The organism is Buttiauxella sp. BIGb0552, from assembly GCF_004366275.1.
Lineage (GTDB): Bacteria > Pseudomonadota > Gammaproteobacteria > Enterobacterales > Enterobacteriaceae > Buttiauxella > Buttiauxella gaviniae.
Genome location: NZ_SODY01000009.1, coordinates 139,708 through 161,380 on the forward strand (window position 1 = coordinate 139,708; position 21,673 = coordinate 161,380).

At 47.5% G+C, this 21,673-nt stretch carries 24 protein-coding genes; 16 read left to right on the forward strand and 8 right to left on the reverse strand.

Annotated elements, in window-relative coordinates:
* Positions 1–54 precede the first annotated feature (54 nt).
* The 13 genes from EDF88_RS22615 to EDF88_RS22675 all read left to right on the forward strand — a co-directional run bounded on the left by EDF88_RS22615 (position 55) and on the right by EDF88_RS22675 (position 11,242).
* Positions 55–1,269, forward strand: a complete 1,215-nt coding sequence (locus tag EDF88_RS22615; protein ID WP_134187486.1) for an MFS transporter — start codon at positions 55–57, stop codon at positions 1,267–1,269.
* A gap of 46 nt (positions 1,270–1,315) precedes the next feature.
* Positions 1,316–2,149, forward strand: coding sequence for an SDR family NAD(P)-dependent oxidoreductase (locus tag EDF88_RS22620; RefSeq protein WP_134187488.1), 834 nt, complete (start codon positions 1,316–1,318; stop codon positions 2,147–2,149).
* A 48-nt stretch (positions 2,150–2,197) separates the two neighbouring features.
* Positions 2,198–3,283, forward strand: coding sequence for a Gfo/Idh/MocA family oxidoreductase (locus tag EDF88_RS22625; RefSeq protein WP_166672015.1), 1,086 nt, complete (start codon positions 2,198–2,200; stop codon positions 3,281–3,283).
* 29 nt (positions 3,284–3,312) lie between these two features.
* Positions 3,313–4,326, forward strand: coding sequence for an NAD(P)-dependent alcohol dehydrogenase (locus tag EDF88_RS22630; protein ID WP_134187490.1), 1,014 nt, complete (start codon positions 3,313–3,315; stop codon positions 4,324–4,326).
* A 592-nt stretch (positions 4,327–4,918) separates the two neighbouring features.
* The gene (locus EDF88_RS22635; RefSeq protein WP_134187492.1) at positions 4,919–5,431 is read left to right on the forward strand and encodes a hypothetical protein; all 513 of its coding nucleotides are present in this window, start codon (positions 4,919–4,921) and stop codon (positions 5,429–5,431) included.
* A gap of 940 nt (positions 5,432–6,371) precedes the next feature.
* A complete protein-coding gene (umuD, locus tag EDF88_RS22640) occupies positions 6,372–6,791 on the forward strand; it encodes a translesion error-prone DNA polymerase V autoproteolytic subunit (RefSeq protein ID WP_134187614.1) in 420 nt (139 codons plus the stop codon).
* Positions 6,792–6,800: 9 nt separating this feature from the next.
* The gene (umuC, locus tag EDF88_RS22645) at positions 6,801–8,060 is read left to right on the forward strand and encodes a translesion error-prone DNA polymerase V subunit UmuC (protein ID WP_134187494.1); all 1,260 of its coding nucleotides are present in this window, start codon (positions 6,801–6,803) and stop codon (positions 8,058–8,060) included.
* Between the two features lie 490 nt (positions 8,061–8,550).
* Positions 8,551–8,766 carry a hypothetical protein gene (locus EDF88_RS22650; RefSeq protein WP_134187496.1) on the forward strand — a complete coding sequence of 72 codons (216 nt, stop codon included), beginning with the start codon at positions 8,551–8,553 and terminating at the stop codon, positions 8,764–8,766.
* Positions 8,767–8,815: 49 nt separating this feature from the next.
* On the forward strand, positions 8,816–9,406 hold the full coding sequence (locus tag EDF88_RS22655; protein WP_134187498.1) for a hypothetical protein: 591 nt from the start codon (positions 8,816–8,818) through the stop codon (positions 9,404–9,406).
* Entirely contained in the window at positions 9,403–9,735 is a 333-nt protein-coding gene (locus tag EDF88_RS22660) for a hypothetical protein (protein ID WP_134187500.1), read from the forward strand. Before EDF88_RS22655 ends, EDF88_RS22660 begins: the two co-directional genes overlap by 4 nt.
* A gap of 95 nt (positions 9,736–9,830) precedes the next feature.
* Entirely contained in the window at positions 9,831–10,112 is a 282-nt protein-coding gene (locus tag EDF88_RS22665; protein WP_134187502.1) for a hypothetical protein, read from the forward strand.
* Positions 10,113–10,570: 458 nt separating this feature from the next.
* Positions 10,571–10,825, forward strand: coding sequence for a hypothetical protein (locus EDF88_RS25020; protein ID WP_134187504.1), 255 nt, complete (start codon positions 10,571–10,573; stop codon positions 10,823–10,825).
* 216 nt (positions 10,826–11,041) lie between these two features.
* The gene (locus EDF88_RS22675) at positions 11,042–11,242 is read left to right on the forward strand and encodes a hypothetical protein (protein ID WP_134187506.1); all 201 of its coding nucleotides are present in this window, start codon (positions 11,042–11,044) and stop codon (positions 11,240–11,242) included.
* Positions 11,243–11,619: 377 nt separating this feature from the next.
* Here the strand turns inward: EDF88_RS22675 and EDF88_RS22680 are convergent, their stop codons facing one another.
* The 3 genes from EDF88_RS22680 to EDF88_RS22690 form a co-directional block, all read right to left on the reverse strand.
* On the reverse strand, positions 11,620–12,447 hold the full coding sequence (locus EDF88_RS22680) for an HNH endonuclease signature motif containing protein (protein WP_134187508.1): 828 nt from the start codon (positions 12,445–12,447) through the stop codon (positions 11,620–11,622).
* 41 nt (positions 12,448–12,488) lie between these two features.
* On the reverse strand, positions 12,489–13,589 hold the full coding sequence (locus EDF88_RS22685; protein ID WP_134187510.1) for a DUF2971 domain-containing protein: 1,101 nt from the start codon (positions 13,587–13,589) through the stop codon (positions 12,489–12,491).
* A 78-nt stretch (positions 13,590–13,667) separates the two neighbouring features.
* Positions 13,668–13,871, reverse strand: a complete 204-nt coding sequence (locus EDF88_RS22690) for a hypothetical protein (RefSeq protein WP_134187512.1) — start codon at positions 13,869–13,871, stop codon at positions 13,668–13,670.
* Between the two features lie 1,444 nt (positions 13,872–15,315).
* Here EDF88_RS22690 and EDF88_RS22695 point away from each other — a divergent pair.
* On the forward strand, positions 15,316–15,633 hold the full coding sequence (locus tag EDF88_RS22695) for a hypothetical protein (RefSeq protein ID WP_134187514.1): 318 nt from the start codon (positions 15,316–15,318) through the stop codon (positions 15,631–15,633).
* 305 nt (positions 15,634–15,938) lie between these two features.
* Here the strand turns inward: EDF88_RS22695 and EDF88_RS22700 are convergent, their stop codons facing one another.
* Positions 15,939–16,361: a hypothetical protein gene (locus EDF88_RS22700; protein ID WP_134187516.1), complete on the reverse strand. Its 423-nt coding sequence runs from the start codon at positions 16,359–16,361 to the stop codon at positions 15,939–15,941.
* A 66-nt stretch (positions 16,362–16,427) separates the two neighbouring features.
* Positions 16,428–17,507 (reverse strand): competence protein CoiA family protein, encoded by a 1,080-nt coding sequence (locus tag EDF88_RS22705; RefSeq protein ID WP_134187518.1) that lies wholly within the window; start codon positions 17,505–17,507, stop codon positions 16,428–16,430.
* Positions 17,508–17,863: 356 nt separating this feature from the next.
* On the opposite strand from EDF88_RS22705, the gene EDF88_RS22710 reads away from it, so the two are divergent.
* Positions 17,864–18,886, forward strand: a complete 1,023-nt coding sequence (locus EDF88_RS22710) for a hypothetical protein (protein WP_134187520.1) — start codon at positions 17,864–17,866, stop codon at positions 18,884–18,886.
* Between the two features lie 90 nt (positions 18,887–18,976).
* Here EDF88_RS22710 and EDF88_RS22715 read toward each other — a convergent pair whose 3' ends face one another.
* A complete protein-coding gene (locus tag EDF88_RS22715) occupies positions 18,977–19,189 on the reverse strand; it encodes an Hha/YmoA family nucleoid-associated regulatory protein (RefSeq protein WP_134187522.1) in 213 nt (70 codons plus the stop codon).
* A 172-nt stretch (positions 19,190–19,361) separates the two neighbouring features.
* Here EDF88_RS22715 and EDF88_RS22720 point away from each other — a divergent pair, with 172 nt between their 5' ends.
* A complete protein-coding gene (locus tag EDF88_RS22720) occupies positions 19,362–20,534 on the forward strand; it encodes a tyrosine-type recombinase/integrase (protein WP_134187524.1) in 1,173 nt (390 codons plus the stop codon).
* A gap of 50 nt (positions 20,535–20,584) precedes the next feature.
* Here EDF88_RS22720 and EDF88_RS22725 read toward each other — a convergent pair whose 3' ends face one another.
* Both EDF88_RS22725 and EDF88_RS22730 read right to left on the reverse strand, forming a co-directional pair.
* Positions 20,585–20,896: a hypothetical protein gene (locus tag EDF88_RS22725; RefSeq protein WP_134187526.1), complete on the reverse strand. Its 312-nt coding sequence runs from the start codon at positions 20,894–20,896 to the stop codon at positions 20,585–20,587.
* The gene (locus EDF88_RS22730) at positions 20,896–21,672 is read right to left on the reverse strand and encodes a hypothetical protein (RefSeq protein WP_134187528.1); all 777 of its coding nucleotides are present in this window, start codon (positions 21,670–21,672) and stop codon (positions 20,896–20,898) included. Before EDF88_RS22730 ends, EDF88_RS22725 begins: the two co-directional genes overlap by 1 nt.
* Position 21,673: the final 1 nt, after the last annotated feature.

Here is a 21,673-nt window from a genome sequence, read left to right on the forward strand (position 1 = left end):
AAACTGGCTGTAGTCAAACCGATAAAATCAGAGAATCCGAGAGTAAAAGTCAGCATGAAGAGTAATTATCAAGAAGGAGTTATTGGAGCAGAGCATGAACTTTCAGCGTCCGTAAAAAAAGACCGCCTTCCCTGGTCGGGGCTGCTGGCCCTGAGTATGGCGGGTTTCATCGTTATTCTTACTGAAGCGCTGCCGGCAGGTCTGTTACCCCAGATAGCACGGAGCCTGCAGGGCTCTGAAGCGGTCATGGGACAGATGATCACAATTTACGCGCTGGGATCTCTACTCGCCGCGATCCCAGTCACCACGCTGACGCAGTCCGTTCGTCGTCGTTTGCTTCTGCTTATTGCCATCATCGGCTTTGGGGTGGTAAATACCATTACGGCGGTGTCCGAAATCCTCTGGCTGACTATGGTCGCACGCTTTATGGCCGGAGTTTTTGCCGGCATGGTCTGGTCGCTCATGGCCGGCTATGCCGGAAAGATGGTTCCAGCACATCTGCAGGGCCGCGCCATCGCTGTAGCACTGGCGGGAACGCCGATCGCTCTGACGCTGGGCATTCCCGCCGGAACGTTCATCGGCAATCTGGTGGGCTGGCGAGTAACTTTCGGTTTGCTGAGCGCGCTAACGCTTGTGCTGGTTACATGGATCCTTGCAAAAGTTCCAGACTTCTCTGGCACGCGTGGCCGGCAGCGCCACCGCCTTTTGAGTGTATTTATCCTGCCGGGCCTTAGGTCAGTCCTTGCCGTAAGCCTGCTGTTCGTGCTGACGCATAACATTCTTTATACCTACATAGCCCCATTGCTGAACCTGGCAAATCAGGGTGCGCACACTGACGTGATCCTCTTCCTGTTTGGTATTTTTGCCTTTTTCAGCATCTGGGTTGCCGGTGTCTACGCAGACAGATATCTGCGCAAACTCGTCGTGATATGCATCTCTCTGTTTCTTACGTCCACCGTTGCGCTGGCGCTGCTACCTGATTCAGCGATGGCGGTTTACGCGGCGGTATGCGTCTGGGGACTGGCCTTTGGCGGCGCTGGAGCCCTGTTCAATACCGGCGTCTTCAACGTCGCGGGCGATGCGCAGGATGTGGCGCAGTCCCTGATGGTGACGACGTGGAATATTGGCATTGCGGGCGGAGGACTGTCAGGAGGTCTCCTGCTCGGCCTTTATGGTGCGCACGCTTTCTCATGGGCTTCGGTTGTCCTGCTGGCAGTGGCACTGGTCATTACCCTGCAGATGCGTGTTTTTAGTCGTAAAACCTCCTGATATTTAACACATTCAAGAAAATAAAAACCTTTAAGGAGTATTCAGTATGTCTTCAGAAAATAATGGCAAGGTTTGGTTCATTACCGGTGCATCCCGCGGCTTTGGCCTGCTATGGGCAACCGCAGCACTTGAGCGCGGTGATCGCGTTGCAGTCACCGCTCGCGATACTGCTTCACTTACGCATCTGTCACAGAAGTTTGGCGACGCCGTACTGGCGCTGCAGCTCGACGTCACCGATCGTGAAGCAACGTTTGGTGCCGTAAATCAGGCAAACACGCACTTTGGCCGTCTCGATGTCGTGCTAAATAATGCCGGTTATGGTCATCAGGGCACAGTTGAAGAGGCCTCGGAAGAAGACGTCCGTGCACAGATGGAAACCAACTATTTTGGCGCGCTCTGGGTAACGCAGGCCGCGCTGCCCCTGTTCAGGGCGCAGGGTTCTGGTCACCTGCTGGCCGTATCGAGCGTGCTTGGCGTGTTCTCCATTCCGACCTTTGGCATTTACAGCGCTTCCAAGTACGCTCTGGAAGGTCTGTTTGATGCACTAAATCAGGAGGTGAAAGGCTTTGGCATCAACGTAACGCTGATTGAGCCGGCAGGTTACGCCACAGACTTTGGCAACCCATCGTCGGCGAAGTTCTCTGTGCAAAACCCCGTCTATACGTCGGTGCGCGACGCACTTTCTGCGATGGCAGAAGGGTATGCATATGGCGATCCTGCCGCAACTTCACCCGCTATTCTTAAGCTGGTTGACAGCCTTAACCCCCCGCTGCGGCTCGGGCTGGGCGAAACGGCCGTGTCTGATATGACAGCAACCAGCCAGAACAAAATTACCACATGGGAAGCATGGCGCGATGTATCCGCTGCGGCGCAGGGTTAAACCCTGCCGACTTCCGCATCTATAATTTATCGATCAAGTGAGGACAAGATGAGCAATAGCAAAATTCGTGTGGGTATTATTGGTACCGGAGGCTGGGCACGTTACGGCCATATTCCCACTCTGCAGTCACTGGACGATTTCGAGATTGTCGCACTGGCAGGTCGTAACATAGAAAAAGTAGAAAAGTATGCAGTTCAGTTTGGTATTGCGCAGGCTTACGGCAGTGCTGAAGAATTGCTAGCTAATCCAGACATTGACCTGGTTGTGGTGCTGGCGCCAACGCCTGAACATGGTCGCCTGGCAAAAGCGGTGATTGAAGCAGGTAAAGATGTTTACAGCGAATGGCCACTCTCCACCACCACGGCGGAATCAGAAGCGGCTCTAACACTGGCACGTGAAAAAGGCGTTAAGCATGTTGTCGGTCTGCAGCGTCGCTTTTCACCCAGCTCACGTTACTGGCACGACCTCATCAAACAGGGTGTAGTGGGGAAAATAAGGGCGGTGCGTATGTCGGTGGGCGTTGACGCATTCGGTGAAGTCATGCCGGAATTTGCGAAGTGGGCACTGGATGCGGCCAACTTCACTGAATTGTTATCCATTTACGGCGGTCACTTCCACGACATGCTGTTCCACGGCGTGGGTTTCCCGGAGAAACTCATCGCCGTTGCTGAAAATCAGTTCCCTGTCACGACCCTTGCCGAAACGGGTGAAAAAGTCCCTTATACCAGTCCGAATGAGGTCATGGTTATCGGCACGCTGGCCTGCGGCGGGCTGTTTACCGTTCAGCTCGAGGGCGGCCAGACGCATCGCACCGGCCTGCAGATTGACATTACCGGTACGGAAGGCGTGTTACGCATCACCAATGCGCGCGGTTTTGAGAATAAGGACGATAACACCATTGCCATCATGCGTAATGGCATCGAAACTTTTGAAGCGATGCCTGTCCCTGCTGAGTACGCTTATCTCCCGGTTTCCCACCTTGATGCAAGCTCACAGGACGTGGCTTATCTCTACGCAGCCTACGCCCGCGATAAAACCACCGGTTCAGATGAGGCGACAACCTTCGAAGATGCATTGCGTCAGCATCAGTTGATTGATCAGATCACCGCATCGTCTGCCCGATTCTTCCGCTAAGTCTCATCACTGAAACTAAGGAAATCAATATGAAAGCATATGTACTGGGCGCCATGAACGGCCTCGACAGCTGGAAAATGGTTGAACGCGAAACGCCACAACCTGGTTACGGCCAGGTGCTGATTCGCGTTCACGCCGTTTCACTTAATTACCGCGATGCGATGATTGTCAGCGGGCTATATCCTTTCCCTTCGCCCACGGCTGAAATGATCCCGCTCTCGGATGGTGCCGGTGAAGTCATCGCCGTGGGTCCCGGCGTGCGTCAGTGGAAAGCCGGTGACCGCGTGGCGGGCATATTCTCGCAGAGCTGGCAGGGCGGCACACAGCCGGATGATGCGTGGTTAACGACGCTGGGCGGCGCAGTGGATGGCATGCTGGCTGAAGAGGTCATTCTCGATCAGGCCGGTCTTGTTCGCGTACCCGACATGCTTTCCTGGGAAGAGGCCTCTACGCTGCCCTGTGCGGCTGTCACTGCCTGGAATGCGCTGAACGGCCTAACTCCCCTGAAGGTCGGCGAAACGGTGCTGGCACTGGGCACTGGCGGCGTTTCTGTTTTTGCCGCACAGTTTGCCGCAGCCGCTGGCGCCCGAGTGATTGTCACCTCCTCAAGTGATGCCAAGCTGGAACGAGCAAAAGCCTTCGGCGCGCACGACGTAATAAATTACCGCACCACGCCGGAATGGCAGGATGAGGTGCGCAGACTGACCGGCGGGCGGGGCGTGGATCGGGTCATTGAAGTAGGCGGAGCCGGTACTATCGCGCGTTCCGTTGCCTCATTGCGCCCGGGCGGCGTTGTGGCCCTGATGGGACTGCTCGCCGAGGGGGAACCGCTCGATCCTGCATCCATTCTTGTCGCCGGTGCTATCGTTCGCGGCATTATGGTGGGGTCGCGGGAGATGTTCGAAGACATGAACCGGGCAATCGAGCTCAACGGTATCAGACCGGCAATCGAGCACGTGTACGCATTCGATGATGCAAAAACTGCGCTGTCTGACCTGGTAAAGGGGCAGCACGTAGGAAAACTGGTCATCAGAGTTTCATAGTCTGAGAAACATAACGGCTTCCTGCAAATAAGCTGCAGGAAGCACTCCGGCCTGACAGGCTGAACGCGTCCGTTCGGATCACCCCCATCGGCGAAGTGTGGAGGTTTGCCCGTGCAAACCGTTCGTCCCGTTGCCTTAAACTGATCTATCGAATTCATCACCAACCCCTTTTCATTGAGGACAAATTGGTATGCATTCCACGCTCTTCGAAAGAAATAAAGCAAGCAGTTTGTCTGCATGCCCTGAGTATTCGTTAACGAACGTGGAGCACTCAATATTCGTAACCAATAAACGCATACCCTGAATCACCTAATAGCGTAGGTTTCAGGGAATGAAAGTCTATACCTAGCTCAAAGCTGCCTGTCATGCCTGCTTGAAAAACAGGCTTAACGTAGGATATTTTCCGTTTTCCAAGCGGACCCCTAGTACGTCCGGTGAGAAAAGCACCTGGCTTCTGACAGGCTTTGCAGATGAATCTTGCCATGACTTTGACGAAGAGGACGACCTCTCACATGACGATGCTTCCCGGTTGGTCAGTAACATGATCCAATGCTGGCCTAATCCACCAGACGAAATCGCAGACGCATTAGGTATGACAGAGGATGAACTGGAAGATTACCTCTCAGGGAATAGGTCCTATGATCCCGACACGGTAGTAGACCTGATGGATCAATTCGGGATTGAATACGAAGAGGTGATAGATGGCTTTTTGATGCATGGGCCGTATGTTCTTGTCGCGAGGTCACCATCAGCACTCGAGGCCGTTTATTTAACACTGACCGGAGGGGGAGATGCATACCCCTGTGAAATCATTCCAGACAAGGGGATGGCCGACCCAAGCTGGCGGTATGTTTTGATCAACCGTTATGATCTGCTCCCAAGTATAGTGATGGCTCCCAGAGGGGAAAAAATTACAGACGACCTGCCCAGGTTACTTCTAAATTATGGTGGGATATGGACTGTTCCACGCGCTTTTTTTAGATGTATCGTATCCACCTGTGCTCATGCTTGTATCGCCCCAGATTTTAATAGCGCGACAATGATGGAGTTCTGTGTGCTCTATAAACGTCTTGGTTTAGATTACGACTGGAGTGACAGCATATAATTCGGCTGCATAATTTACCTGGATGGGGATAGCGAACCTATCAAAATCGTCACAGACTACCTTCGAGCCAAACGATTGTCGTAGACCGGTCAATTCGCTAAGCGTAAAGATGTACAGGTGTTCTGTTGCCTTGTGATGAAGTCGTAAGTTTATTGTCCTGACCTGTCCTTGAGCATGCCCCCTTATTCACATGCTGTTGCCTGGCTGATTTCCCTCACCCAGCAACTGTTATTGTCATTTCAATGACTTTATATCGTCGTTTAACAATTTTCCGGTTGTTCACTAAATCTCAGTTCAGTCAACAACATTGGCGCTATTAGTGCAGGCATAAGTGCCAGAGCTAAACTTTCAGTTAGAGGGTGTCCAGTCCAAAAATACGAGATTGCAAAGAAGCTCATCCAGAAGCCCACATATCCGCAAAATCCAGCAACTCTCAGCGCTTTTATTTTATCGCAGTAATACAACATGAACAAAAGGCAACCAATGACGAAAAACGTCCGTACTAAAGCTGTTAACAGCATGAAATTAATGAAATGTGCCAGGATAAGTAAAAGCATAAAGCTTACTAAAAATACTAAGCATATTAATATTGATTTCACTTATTTTACTCCCCAGTTATGTTGTATCCATAAAGTAGCATACTCATATGTTGGTATTTGATTGCTTAGAACCACTTTTCTGCTGTTCTGGCAAATTTCGAAATATTGATAGAGTTATTACATGATGAAGTGCTGGAGGATTGTGAAACTAACCTAGTATCGCTGGTCTTCAATTTTCTTTGTTTGGCATTCGTTACAGCCAAATTAACTCCGTAGTAAGATGACTTTCCCGTTACCTACCCGTCTTTACGTTCTAACGACCGTCATGAGTGGCGAACGATTGTCGCATACCTGCCAATTCGCTATACTGTGGATATATACAGTTGTCTTGGTGCCTTATGATGAAAGCAGAAATTTATTTTCCGGACCTGTCTTCCAGTCTAAAAATTCCCTTATTTACATGCGGTTGCTCGGCTGGCTTCCCTAGCCCAGCAACCGATTATATCGATTCGACACTCGACCTTAATGAATACTGTATACGTCATCCGTCAGCTTCGTACTACCTCCGGGCGTCCGGAGACTCGATGATTGAGTCGGGCATTCAGTCCGGTGATCTGCTTGTTGTCGACAGGGCCGTGACACCAGGGCACGGAAGCATAGTGATCGCCTGTATTGAAGGTGAGTTTACTGTCAAAAAACTAAGCCTCCATCCTCGTTTGTGTCTGATGCCAATGAATCCCGCCTACAGCCCTATTTACGTTGATCCAGATGAGCTCGAAATTTTCGGGGTTGTCACGCATAGCATTCATGATTTTTTGTAGGAGGGAACCTTGTTTCTGCACTGCGATGTTAACGCGATGTATGCCGCCTGCGAACAGGCGTTCAGGCCCGATCTGAAAGATAAACCTGTCATCATTCTTTCTAACAACGATGGATCGTGTGTGGCGCTCAACAGACAGGCGAAAATGCTCGGTATCAAACGCGGAGTACCGTATTTTCAGATTAAGAAACTGATAAATAAGCATAATGTGACTGTATTCAGTTCAAACTACACTCTTTATGGCGATATGAGTGCCAGATTCTTTGCTACCCTCGATTTATTGTCAATAAAAACAGAGGTATACAGTATCGATGAGGGGTTTCTTGATGTTGATGGCATCGAGGCCAGCGAATCCCTGGAATGCTACGGCAAGCGAGTTCGAAATACGGTGTATCAGCATACCGGGTTGACCTGTGGGATCGGGGTAGCACAAACCCGAACTCTTGCAAAGCTGGCTAATCATGCAGCCAAAACTTGGCAGGCTACGGGCGGCGTGGTGGTGCTCAATGAACGGCACCGGCAGCGCAAATTAATGCACCTTCTTCCGACTTCCGAGGTATGGGGAGTAGGACGGAAAACCAGTCAGAAACTAGCTGCAATGGGTATACACACCGCGCTAGAGCTAGCTGATGCCAGTTTGCCGTTTATCCGTAAAACGTTTGGTGTTGTGACTGAGCGTACTGTGCGTGAACTTAACGGGATTTCATGTGTGTCCATTGAATCGCTTCCTGCCAGGCAGCAAATCATTTGTAGCCGTAGTTTTGGTGAGAGGGTCACCACGTTACAGGAGATGCATGAGGCGGTTTGCCAGTATGCGGAACGTGCGGCCGAAAAATTACGCTCCGACCGGCAGTTTTGCCGTCATGTTACTGTCTTCATGAGTACCAGTCCTTTTTCCAGCGATCCCTACTACAGCAACAATGCCAGCCAGCGCCTGATGCTTGCAACCCAGGACACCAGGGATATTGTGGGTGCGGCTGTACGGGCGCTTGAGTTGATATGGCGGGACGGGTACAGATACCAGAAAGCCGGGATTATGCTGAATGACTTTTCTTCAGGTACTGGTCAGATTGATTTGTTTGATGAAACCCCACCGAGGGTCAACAGTGCTGCGTTAATGCGCGTCATGGATCAGATTAACCAGACAGCGGATTGTGGGATTCATTTCGCTGGACAGGGTATCAATAAAGGCTGGCAGATGAAGCGCGAATTACTATCACCTGCTTATACGACGAACTGGAAGCAACTTCCGGTAGCTTTCATCAAGTAGGCTGTTTATCACTGGCAGATCAGGCTTTAGCTATCACTGATAATGGAGGTGGGAAAAGTAACTTTTTAGCTGGTGGTCAGGCGTAACCGGTCGTGCTAATCCGAAGTTCTCTTACGCCACCACTCCACCAGCATCCTGCATCCAATCCTGAGACAATGCAGTCGGAAGAATAATACCTGGCGAGTAACAGGGATTTGAGGGACCACTATGCAAAACCGCGCTAACGAACTGTCACCGGCATTTCACAGACCACTGTAGCTCTGATTATTGTGCAGGCTTAAGCGGTTCGAAGTAGCGCGTTGCTAACGTCTGGGCATTACACAGTACGCTAAAAAGTATAAGTAACCTTCCAATCTGTCCGAGCCAGTGGCCTTTTTAACCCCCTCTTTAAATTCCTTGCCTCATTGGACATACAGCCATTTCTGTCCAGTTCTCCTGGCTGTAAGAGATCTGGCCTGATAGTATCGAGTAATATATACAGGAGGTAGGCATGACATTTCTATTTATTGCGTTTGCTTTGGTTATCGGCGGTACATTTCTTGCGTTGAAGCTCACGAACAACCTTCACAAGAAATTTTACCGAATGGCTGATGAACGTGGATGTGCTGACAAATATGAATTCATTGTTCGCCAGAACAACTATATCCAACCCCGCGATTTAGAATCTGCTTATCAGGAAGCGCTTTCATATATTAAGGCCCCTTGAGAGGCCCTTTTTCTACTCGGGGAGCAAGGGTCAATCGTGCGAAAATCTAATGCCCTCTACATTGGCGAGTAATACCCTCTACATATTTCCTGGCTTTGAATGGTTTTTCAGTAAAGTAACTTTATTAATACCTAACCTGGACAAAGGAATGACTCTCTTTTCTAAATTTTCAAACCAGCTCTTGCTTGCAGTTCTTCTTGGGGTACTGACGTTTTTAAGCATAGTAGGACAAACTTTCACTCTCTTATTGAGTGCGTTATTTATCTACTGCTTTATGGGTTTTGCTGCTTTAAGCCTTAAGGCAATAACGGCTAAAAGGAAACCTGTGCGGATGCTAGGTGTCGTTGGGACCGTTATTTTTGCGTTGGTAATTCTTGGCACCCTTCTGAACGCTCTGGAGCGCGGATATCTTGTTAATGGGGATTCTTATCCGACATTCCTTGGAACGGATATCGGGCGGGTCAATTTAACGAAATTCATTAACCTAACTGAAACTGAGTGTAAAGGGATGGGGGCAGGATCATACGCGAAAGCGAATGGAATCGTTGTCATACGTTGCGGCAACTCATGGTTCAGTGGAAAAACGTTCATTGGACATACGACAACCCCGGATGACTTGAGCAAGGAAGATGTTAAATGAGCAAAGTAACCCAATATTTTATGCGAAATCTGATGTTCCCGGCTCTTGGCGTTGTTGTTGGAGCAGTTGCGGCCAGTGTTTATGTCACGTCTGAGATCGATAGAGACCAATACGGCATCTATACCAGCACATGGGACAAGGCAAACACACATACTCAAAGTGCAATCCGCGAAGCAATGTCGGACGGGTTGATATCTTACTGGGAGTCGGTAAAGCTCAATCGGTTAATTATGGATGACGTTCGGGTGATTGCTTTATGTTCCGGGGCATGCGATGAATCAACGATAGATGAGTCTAAAGCTCAGCTGGTAGAGCTGCTGAAAAAATAGTAGATATCAAACAGCCAGGTATTAGGTGAGATTGTGTACTTGACCTGGCTATAAACGTTGGGTTACGAAATCAAAATGAGCTCAAAGGGCGTATCATGAAAATCTCGGCTTTAAGTACCGGTCAGCTGGTCTACTCAGTCGAAAAGACCACAATGGGTAATACCAGTCTAAAAACCATCAGTGTATATCCTGTGACCGTGACTGAAGTAAGAGAAACGTTCGTGATGGCATCCTGGAACGGGAATGCACCACGTCGTTTTTCTGAAGCCGCTGTAAAAAAATGGAAGGTAGAAAAGCCTGTTCTGGTTTCTAATGGTTTGGGGACTAAACGTCTGGCGACGAAAGATGAAATTGCTCAAATGAAAGCTGCTTTTTAATACCTAAGCGATGAATGAGGCTAAATATGCGACTAATCAGTAATTTTATTAAATTTTACTTTCTCTGTGTGCATCCGGTTTTATGCTTGATCCAGATTGGAATTGGGTCTTATGAGATGTATTTTTGGGAGTCTGAGCCGTGTACACTTCCACTGTCTACATGCATCTCGCCGGTACAGTCATTCATTTCTAGTGGCCCGGTATTAACAGTTCTGTCTGGCTTAGTCATGCTTTCGTTTTGGATGTTTGTCATCTACATCCCATACATCAATAAAGCAAAAGAGTTTGAATCCAGCCTCAAAGATGATGATTACATCACGTAAACTGACGATCCCAACCGAATAATTCATTATTGGATACGCTTGGAAAACTGATAACAAACCACGCTATCATTACTTTTTAACATCTGATCTGAACTGATAACCTGTTTCATACGCTAACTTACGGAGCTCTCGTTTATGACTGGCAATGGAATTAATACAGTACGTATAAATAATGAAGTAAAGCATATTACTGATTTGGACCCTGTTACGCTTGGTCTCGAATGGACTAAGCTGAAAAATGAAAATAACGAACTATATCGTTGCATAACGGAAGCCAATTCCGGCTGGCGTGGGTTCATCTTACGACTTATTGGCGTTCGGCTCCCGGACGGAAAGATCATAAGCATTCATGGCGTAAATGCTAAGAACGAATCTATTTTTCCGCAATGAAGCCGCGTAGCGGCTTTTCCCTCACCGGGCTTTCGTGTCTGCTAATAACATCTGTGAATACCCAAATTCTACCATATTTGTCTTTCTTACATTCAGACTGGACGTTCGGATCATTCCGTCTAGTAACACTGGTTGTGGTAGATCTTGCCTGATATATTATTGACTTATCGAACAGATGCTTAGGTTTCCAATGGCTGTTTTTATTGAGGTTTATAAATGAAACTAAATGAACTTAAAGGGACTGAACGTGAGTTAGTGGTCATTGCATTGCAAGCGTTATTTCGTGAGAGAAAAAGTGCGTGCAATGCTGTCATTACAGTCTGTAATATTAATGGACAAGAGCGACCTAACGAGGAAGTTTTCGGCCTTGATGAGGTGTTTACTGCCCTTCGTGAAATAGGTGCTGCGCCAATCTGACCGTCTTGAGGCCACTTGAGCGTCTCAGCAAACTAACTGAAAAGTAATCCATGCTAAATCCGGAGATATTATCAGTATCTCCGGAATTATTAGGTGAAACTCTGCTCCTTCTATTTGCGCAAACCAGAGTCATTGCCTGGTTTGGATTTTATTTTCTTGGTTGAATGAAAGTGGAAAAATGGGCCGAGGAATGCACATCCAATGGCAACGGCCATCTGAGTGGACAGCAATTCTTGTCTTTGCAAAATATACAGTACGATGTATGTTCCAAGTAAAACTGTAATCCGCAACATCCATTTATTCTTAACCATAGAAGTCCTCTTATTTTGTCACTTTTAATGTTGGTTTTCTGCCAGTTATTAGAGGGCTATTTAGAATCATTCTGCACTCTCCAGCTCCGCATCACAGCTAAATTGATTGATATGAAGGCGTGTGAACTCAGCCCAACGTTTACGTAGGTTTTCAGGATTTATAAAGCTCTTCATTTTATCCCGGGTTAACGCTTGTCCGGTAAACTGTGCTGGATGCAGGCTTTCTAAAGCTGCTTTTGTAAAATGCATACGAAGAGTATCGGGCTCGATGGCGAATTCATGATGATCAAACAGTGCGTGGATATCTCGCCTCAGTAATATCCCATTGCTTCTGTCGGGAAGGCCACGGTCGCAGTGAGGGGTCAAATGGGCTGCTTCAGTGATACATCTCAGGCTTGCTCCAGTTACAACGCATCGATGGAAACAATTCTCTCTAACATCTTCGGCAAAAGGCGACTGGTCAGGGCGGCTTAATATTGTTACTTCGGAGCCTTCCCGGTAGTCACGTGGGCGTTCTTCAAATTCTGGCAACTCAACATAAGTCACCCCGCCACGCCCGGTTTGACCATTAAACAATTTAGATATGCCCCAGGAGATACCAGCCAGTACAAGATTATCGATTAAGACCACTTTTTTGATACTGTTTTTCACCGGCTGGTGGCCGACAAATGAACCAGTATAGACAAAGTAACTTCCGTCCTTTTGTTTAACCCGCAGGACAACAAACCTGATTTTGCGTTTAGAATCTAGCCCCCAGTTTCCAGAACGGCCGCAGCCTGTGTCTAGATTTAATTTTGTATCGCCGCGAATCCCATCGGTCTTAATTGACAGTACGGCTCCATGCAGATTGAGGTCCTGAATACTTTTAATTTTTTGGAGTGTAGTCTTATTCATTCAATTACTTGCCCTGTAGTTAAACATTTGGTGGTTATATCTTAAGTTATGCCGAGTTTTGACAACACTGCGGCTAATTCTTTTCTTGAGATTTCACCCGTATTTCCCGTTTGGAAGCTTGACTCAACCTCTTTACCACGGACTATTTGAATAGCACCCTTACTGGTGAGCTCCGTATCAAAGAGATAAAATGGCTCGCACGGGCTATGTCTCCGGTTATCTCGAAGAAGGAACTCTATGGACTCTTTTTTTTCGCCCGAAAATCCCGGACCAAATATAATACCTGCAATTAATGATGGGTCGTGATGAAAAATGCGGTCGGAATGATCTTTCGATAACAGGAAACTTAACTTCCAAACTTTGGTTGCTATATATGTTCTTGTGTGAAAAATCCTTTTCTCAGCCTCATATTTCCAAAATTTATTTTTAACCAAAAGAATATTACGAATCGACTTATCATCCCCTAGAGCACTCTGGAGGATTGGAATGTGTTTTTCGCAATCTTCATATTCAACGTTATCAACAATAAACGGGAAGTATTCTTTAGAATATATATTCCTTGTAAGGTTAATTTCGTTATTAAGCGCATTATAGATTACAACACAACCTTTGAATCCTGCGGCGTAATGAGCCCACATCATTGGCTCCAGGGCTCTGGTTGAGAATGACACGCTATAAACACCGGCTCTGATCCCTTTCAACACCCTATCTCTGATCCCATTTTTACAAAGTAAGATCAACTCTGACCGTGACTCACTCGAATCTTTGAATGGGGTACTTTTAATTGATTCGCTACTTTTTAAATGTCGACCTAACGAAGCTACAATAGCATCATCATATTTCAAGAATGTACATTCGAGCTGCTCAATTGATCCATCCATCGGTGTCCCATGGAATATGCGGCACAATTCCTTTGCCAGACTACGGTCAGTCAAATCAAGCACGTCCTGCAACTCTCTGACGCCTGCAATAAATTCACTTTCTAACAGTCTCTGCCACATATGAATTTCATCCTCAAAAAAATAGGATGTTTTTAAATCATTAGGGTCGTTAAGCTGTTCATGTGATGAAAAATAGAGTTCGTTGTAACGAATGGCTTTATCAAAGAAAAAGTCCGGTCTGTAGTATTTGAATAAGTACATGCTAAGCCTTCTATTAGATGGCGGGATTTCCCACCTCTATCACTGCTTTTCCCTCAATTGCCGACAGAACTCTTTGTTTTAAAGAAAAGCACCTGACGTGATTAACGCATCATTTACACTGATATCCTTACCTTTTTCGGGAAAACTGTAAAGCCCTGACATCTCGGAAGTACCCTTCAGAGATACATCATCGCTCAGGTTTGGCCTCAGCGCGGCACCGGCTGCCAGCGGAGCCGACACAGAAATACCGGGAACAAAGCCGTTGGAGGTCACTAATGTCAAAATTGCAAAGGTTCCTGGTTCTTCTGCTACAGGAGTCACTTGTTGAATGAAATGTGGCCGGAGCGTTTTCCGGTGGGCTGTTCAAACCACCACACGGATGATAGTGGGCTCAAGTAATGAACATGGAACTGCGGCCAATATTGCGTTTAAAGCGACCGGTTAACGCGAAGGCACCCTGTACACACCTTTTCTCGTCCAGTAATGGTATTGATTGAAACACCTACCTCAATTTTGCCCCCGAGGTTGTATTGTTCCAACATAACCCGATTCAACTTACCCGAGTAAATACTTCCAGAGCTGTTCAGACCGGACACTTTGAAAGTGATGATGTTGTTATCACCTGTAATAAACTCAGTTCTCTTAAATTTGAATTCCGTAGTAGTTGTTGGGGATTGAACAGATATCGAAATAACGTCTACCGGATACCAATGGTCGTATGTCATTTTCCTACCATTAATAATCATCCAGATGATGCCGACAAACAAACATCCCAGAGTGAAATAACCAAATTTAGTATTAAGTCTTTTTGATATGCCCATTTGTCCACCAGTGTCGCCAGCCCGGAATGGCTACCGTTAACCAGCAAAGATCGTATCACAGGGTGTTAAAAGAATTTTCTGGTAAGACTCGATTTTCTGGGTTTTAAAGAATGTTGAGCGGATTCTATGTGTTTACCGATGCCGTAAGAAACGATGTAATGCAACGGCCCGGTTAAGGTGGCTCAGAAACACCTGGTCTTCAGTGAACGTTGCTTTGCGTCCACCCATGCCATTGGCCGGGACAGGCAATAGTCGTTAAACATAAATATCACAGCAGAGCTTTAATACCTGGTGGTCATCCCCACCCCCGTGGTTAGACGTCAGGAATACTACAAAAAAGAACAACTGATTTTGATGATACGAACGGATCACGGGGTTTGAAGTCCAGTGATGTACAAAACCACGCTAAGCAGTATCAGAAATCAATTTTGATACGATCCAGTCTCAAAATTACCAAAACACGATATTTGGAACCGATTTTTTGCCCCATATATACAGTCTCAAAAATTATGATATTTCAGACTGTTAGTTTCTTAACGTGGTTTTTCGCACGGTTGGCCCTCGCCCCCCATCACCAACCTGCTGAAGTACACGTTACCAACATAAGGGGTTTGAGGGCCAACCGTACGAAAACGTACGGTAAGCGAAAAATGAACGTCTGAAAAATCGATTAGTAGATAATACTGCCCGTTAAATGCCATTTTTCGATTAAAATGACACCATTTTAAGGGTGTTTTACTATGTCCATTATGTTTCGATATATCAGACAGTTACTTCACTAACGTACGTTTTCGTTCCATTGGCCTTCAGACCCCACATACAGCTCATTACGTCCAGTTCTGCTGGCAGCGCGAGATCTGGCCTGTTATTCTTGGGTATACACATCTTCCGGTGAAGGTATTCATATGACTGATTACCCCTATGATGCGCCTTTTACGTTGACAACCAATCCTGTTGAGGGTGAGGTTTCTCAGGCGCTTGCACTGTATAAAATCGCGTTAATCAATGTCTCTTACCGTAATTTCTGGCATCGCCTGTCCTGTAAAATGGGAGACAAAGAGGCGCTTGAGCATGAGCATCGGCTTGTTGCACAAGAGCTATTGTGCCGAAAGGCTGTGAATCAGTCTGAGGAACACCGGGAAATGCTGGAATCCCTGATTAGCCGTCAGTCAGAAGAAAACAGACTGAGGGATCAGTTCACTCTGTTGCTGAACCGTTCATAATCAAGCATCAGGCCGCGCCAGCGGCCTTTTTTACGCCTCCAGTTATATCCCTTCGACGTTGGACATAAAGGTTATTCTGTCCAGTTCGCTCCTCGTTTCACGCAAAACCCTAACGGCCAGTAAGGATAAGGTGATAACTTTTATGCAGTTCGTCGTCGTTAATTTCTTGCCATAATCGGCACACTGATTGCCTGAGTTAAGTTATCGAGCAGATGACGTAGCTGGATTACTCCACCCGTTATGCCCCCATCCTGAAGTTGATACGCCCGGGAGTAAACGCCCTGTGTGAGCAACCTTTATACAATTTACATGTCCTCATCCCTCATGTTTCTCTCAAGGTCAACACCTGGCCCGAGCCCATCCTCCCCCCGATATCTGTACTTAAGCTTTTCCGTGTTCTGCCCTGAGCATCGCCCCGCGAACTTTGAGAAAATAGAAAGAAAACAAAGAAAAAACAAAGAGGTATCATCTGAAGGATTCTCGCCAGTCTTCAAATCAGGCGAAGCCTGACAGCTCCCTTGGCTTAGCAGATACAGGAGGGATGAGGACATGTAATTATACCGGTCACCGACGAGCTTGCCGGTGGAAACGAAAGCATGCGGCCGGGGTTTCTCGCTGGCCGTTGTCCGGTCATTTGTGCGAACTGCATTTCCCGGCCAGCCCACCGGCTCCCGGACAAACTCGACCGGCGCCCACAATGGCAGTTTCATTCTGCTGTGTATCTGCATGCCTTGTTCTCCTTATCCGTTCGTCCGCTGGTGGTTCCGGCTCACCTGACAGGGAGCCGGTATGGGTTAAAACATCGGGTAGGTTCCACCAAACGAGTCCGTTACCGGTTGGCCGGTAACGTTTTCTTTGTCCTGGCTGGTGGCGGTCTGAAGCCGAATATTGAGTCGGGCAATCTCTTCCACGGCTTTGAGGAAATCAACCTCTTCGCACGTCAGACGCACCCCCTCTTCACTGCCGGTGACCATATCCGACCAGAAGTCGAGCTTACTGATGCTCACGTGCTCGCTTGAATCGAGACAATGAGCCCGGAAATATCGCGTAAAGATGGAGAATTCGTCTGTCTGGGCAATTCGGGAAGGACGGGCCGTCAGCCGACACAACTGGACGATGGTCCGTTGCTTGAGTTCAAGAATACCGTTGCGACTGCCAGGCAACCGGGAAGGATATTCCATCCCATGGTCGACCAGACGCTGCCGCAGTGGTCCCACTTCCGCAGGCTCTCGACCGATGTATTTTTTTAACTGGGTTTGCTCCAACTGGTGCATATGGGGATGGTAAAGCCATTCCCGGGAACTGGACTGTGTGGTAATGAGTCTTTCGATGCACTGGCCGTAGCCTTCATCAATTTCACCACGCTGAACTTTCGCCAGTTCGTATTCGATATCGGGCAAATCGATCCTCAGTGCCGCTATCATCTCTGAAGGGTGGATATGGTCAAAGGAGAGACGTGAAGCGACAGTTCTGTCGATGTCGGGGAAAATGGCGATACGCAGCTGATTAATCGTCGCCATTAGCGGGGCTGTAATGCCACAGAAGGCAATATTCTCTTTTATATCGCTTAGCTGCACCGCCCCGCCTTCACATCCTTCAATCAAATGAGGGAATGCGATAACGCCCTTTGATGTAATGACATCCAGTACTTTCGCCATGATTGCGGCCATCAGTCCGTTACACTCCGCATCTATGGCCGTACTGTGTGCAAAATGCCACAGCTTGATGTCACCCTGCTTTGCCACCAGCTCAGTTTTACAACCGGGACAAATACAATCGCAGCTGGTCCCACGGGCCACCTCCGTAATGTCCATCAACTTACCGGTTTGCCTGTGAATGCCGAAAGGCACACCTTCAATGCTACTCTTTCGCATAACGCCTCCCTCCGAATTCCAGCAATTATACGCGGCCGGATCAGGCCAACCGATCCGTTAAGAGTCGATATTTTGGTGGCGTAATGAACACAGGATGAGTTTAACGGTACAAAGGGCGCCATATTTCAGGCAGGGATGAATGATCTGTGTAATTGCCTCGAACCAAGATACTCATTTGCATTTTCGTTGTGACCGTTTGCGAATCACTTCATCACCTAAAACAAAATTTACGCCTGACGCTCTGCTTTAGACGAGGTTTGCTCGGAACGACCTCTGCATACGAGGAAGTTTTGCGGCTCCTATGCATTTAAGCTTTAATAGCATGACGTTAATAGCCCACACAAGGGGAGATAAGAATGGTCGAGAAGCTGCACAAGCGGTCTGATATTGATAGGAGGGTCGCAGCCGGTGAAGCTGTTAAGGAACAGCCACGTCAGACAATCAGGGACAGAATGACCGGGCAAATCATTTCTAACGAGCGGGTGGCGGAAAAGCTCCCTAGCTATCTGATAGCGATGCAGTCAAACACTCTTATCTATAACGATATTGATGTCGAAGCCTTTCAAAGAGAAGTTCGCCAGCAGGTATCACGGATACTGGACGCCATTAAGGATGAGCGATTTGAAAATGCCAGTATCCAGTATCAGCAGTTTATTGACCACTATGATACGTGTTTCGAAACCCCGTCCGAGTATGAACTCCGCGAGTCGAAGCTGCGTGGAACAGATCTCTATGCGGTACTGGAACACCACGGAAAACGACTCACGGCAGAGATGGGTATAAAACAGCGGGATGAGGAGTCGGAACGCCGCTTTAACGCCGTCACCGAGGCCCATATCAATCTGTTTTTCTATATGCTCACCCTGAATCTGGCGCTTGATAACAAGATTGATAGTGTCCAGAAACAACTGCGCTTGAAGCTTGGTTTACTTGAAGAACGACTGAGAGGATTGCTTCGTGAGTACATCTATGCAGACCAGATAGGCCGGATAGAATACGGCAATATAGATGGCAGCCTAACCCTTTATGGCTGGGTATTGCTCCAGCAAAATGAGCTGGATACAGCCTGGACGATTTACAGCCATGATCAGAGCCTGAAAGATAAAACGAGTTTTTCCGCTTTGCATAATGAAGTTATGAGCATCTATCATAAAAAGAGATACTCAACTGAAACGCCTCAAGAGCTACGGGATTCAGCCTTCTTAAGGCGCGGATTATCCGATGACAGAGTACGAATCGCCTTGAAGCTTTGTTATTACCTGGACCAGACGGCACAGATTCGCGAATATCTTGATGAACTGACGCAGGACGCAGATAACAAAGAAACGAATAACGCTACAGTAGATGTTAAGACGCTTCTCCTTGCCCGTAATCAGTGATCCCTACGCTCAGTCGCAGTCAGTTCCCCATCACTCTCTGCGATTGTTTCCTCCCTTACTCTCAAGTCCGGATAGGGAATATCCCGCATATTACTGATAAACCAGACTCCAGACCGAGGGAGGCACCTTATCAAAAAGTCTCTTTGTGGTGATTTCAGCCTTCCGGTGGTCGTATGCGCTTAACGCGTGTTCCAGTTCATCACCGGTAAGCTTTTCTTTAAGGCGGTCAAAAACTTGCTCAAGTGTCTCAAAAGAGCTGTGCTTGCGAAACTTCATTAAATATATCCGCTTTCCTTCCGTCATCTTCATCTCCATTTAAATCAAATTTTCTGTGTAACTTCAGATAGATATTGTAGTTTTGTCGAAGTTCACATTTTGGCAAACTTCCCCAGGTTGTGCCATTTAATATTTTAATAAATGATTGATAGACACCCCTTGGCTGTTAAAATAACTGTATTAATAAACAGGAGTGTCTATGTCTGTCCAACTTGATGCCACACCATTACCGGCCCACATTTCAAATCAGTTATCTGAGATTGACAGCACGGAATCTGGACGGTTTAAGCTGGCAATTTATTTTCAGTCACTCTCGTACAATACAGCTAAAAGCTATCTTCACTGGCTTGGTCAATGGAAGACATGGTGCCAGGCAAACAGCAATCGGGATAACGGCGTTATCAGGCCGTTTCCTGTGAATGACGTTTATTTTTTGTCATTTCTCCTTGAGCTCAGCACGAGGGTCCAGCGTTCAAGTCTGGTTGCCTGTGTAGCTGCCATTAATGCTGTTAGCCGTAAAGGACTTGAGCAAGAAAACATTAAAACTGGCAGTGTGGTGCTTTTTCTGAAGTCAGTGAAAAACCAGGCTGCCCGGGAAGAGATCGTGACACAGCAGGCACAACCTTTTTTGCTGACCGATCTCCAGCAACTCATCCGCCTTCACGGTAAAACCAACTCGGTGAAAATCCTTCGTGACCTCAGCATGATTTGGCTTGGATTTGAAACCCTACTACGCTCCGCAGAAATACGCCGTATCAGATTGAGGCATCTCAAGGTTAACGATGACTGCACTGGCCTGAAGCTAACCGTCTTCAGAACGAAATCCTCATCCAATACACTGCTGACCTATGAGCTGTCCCCCTTACTCGCCACCAGCATTCTGAGGCTGTTAAATATGGTCGGCATGAGCTTGAAAGGTAACCCCGACTCGTTACTCTTCCAGGCTACTGATTTTCACGCCATGCGTTACATGCCTGCTAGCTGGTCCCGCCGTTCACGGGGGAAATTTATCCATAAACTTCTGGATGACCATGGGATCACCACTCCCCTTCAGATGAATTCAAAGGTTCCATTAGCCGATGATGCCGGTGTGATAGCAGGTAACTCTCTGAACCGGGCATTCGAGTCATTGTGGCGAAGCCGATACACCGACAATCGTGAGAAGGAAAAGGGGTTACGCTACCAATTCTGGACAGGTCATAGTGTACGCGTAGGCGGAGCCATCGAGCTCGCAAAAAAGGGGTTTACTATTACGCAAATAATGGCGATGGGAAACTGGACCTCGGAGCAGATGGTTTCACGGTATATCCGTAATTATCTTTCCCAAGAAAATCCAATGTCACAACTGATTGCAGAACATCTTTCCGGTTAACTGAAGCAAACGGAGGATTGCTCCTCCGTGTCGGGGTGGGTAGGTAGAATTTATTTCCTGGTGGAGCGCTTCCAGAGGGATTTCCCCTTACCCGGATAGTAGTATTTGTTCAGTTTCGTCACCTGCGCACCGATATTCACAATCCCGGCGAGTTTCAGGCTGAAGATAAAAGGAATCGCTGGCAGTAAGAGGATCACGGAATAAATGACCACCGCACCCAGCAAACCAAACCAACCTTTTCGGGTCCCCGACATCTCTGATTTGAAATAATACCGGCTCAAAAGCTCAACCATTTTGGTCGTTCCCCAGTTAGCCAGGACAACCAGCAAAACCACCACGCCGATCATAGTTAGCAATTCCATCATGACTCCTCTTTGGCTGTTTTACCGGCATTCCGGTTCTTCTGGTGATTAAACAAAAAAACATCCACCAGCCGCCATGATTCACCACGATTAATCACGAAAAGCAATTTCACCCCGGGGATATGCTGATGATAAAAAACCTTCATATCTTTGACGCCATATTTTTCGAGCTGCTGTGCCCGATAGTCATCACGAAGCTCAAACTCCGTCATATGTTCAGACTTGAGCCGGTCACGCAGGATCTTAATGGCGCTGGCGTTCGCGTGTCTTACCGAGAGCTGGGAGAATTTCACCAGGGCTGATTGTGTCAGTTGCACAGTTCCGAACACGGCTTCCAGCTCTTCCTTGTGCCAGAAATAGGGCAACTCAACACGAGGCCAGGTCTGGCTGGTAATAATGGCCTCATTACCGACCTTCCCCGCCATTGGAACCATGGTGATCCCGTTAAGGCGTACCCGGAAGTAGTCAAAGAGTGGACGCAGGCTTTCCTTTTCCGGTTGCTCCATGAGGAAACTCTGCACTTCCGGGTTAGATACATGCCAGTTCAGATTACGGCCATCGTTGACTTCCCGGGGGCCTGATTTTTTCAAAATAAAATACAACCCGGCCAGCAACTCGGCCCTCATTCCGTCTTCGGAACTATCGTGATAGGCATTTTCCATTGATATGGAATAAACCAGCCGGTGAACGGCATCCTCAGGAAATTTTTTATTCCACAGATAAACGTTATATGCGCGTTCAGCTGTTTTAACGCTTGTGGTTGAAATCCATTGCATT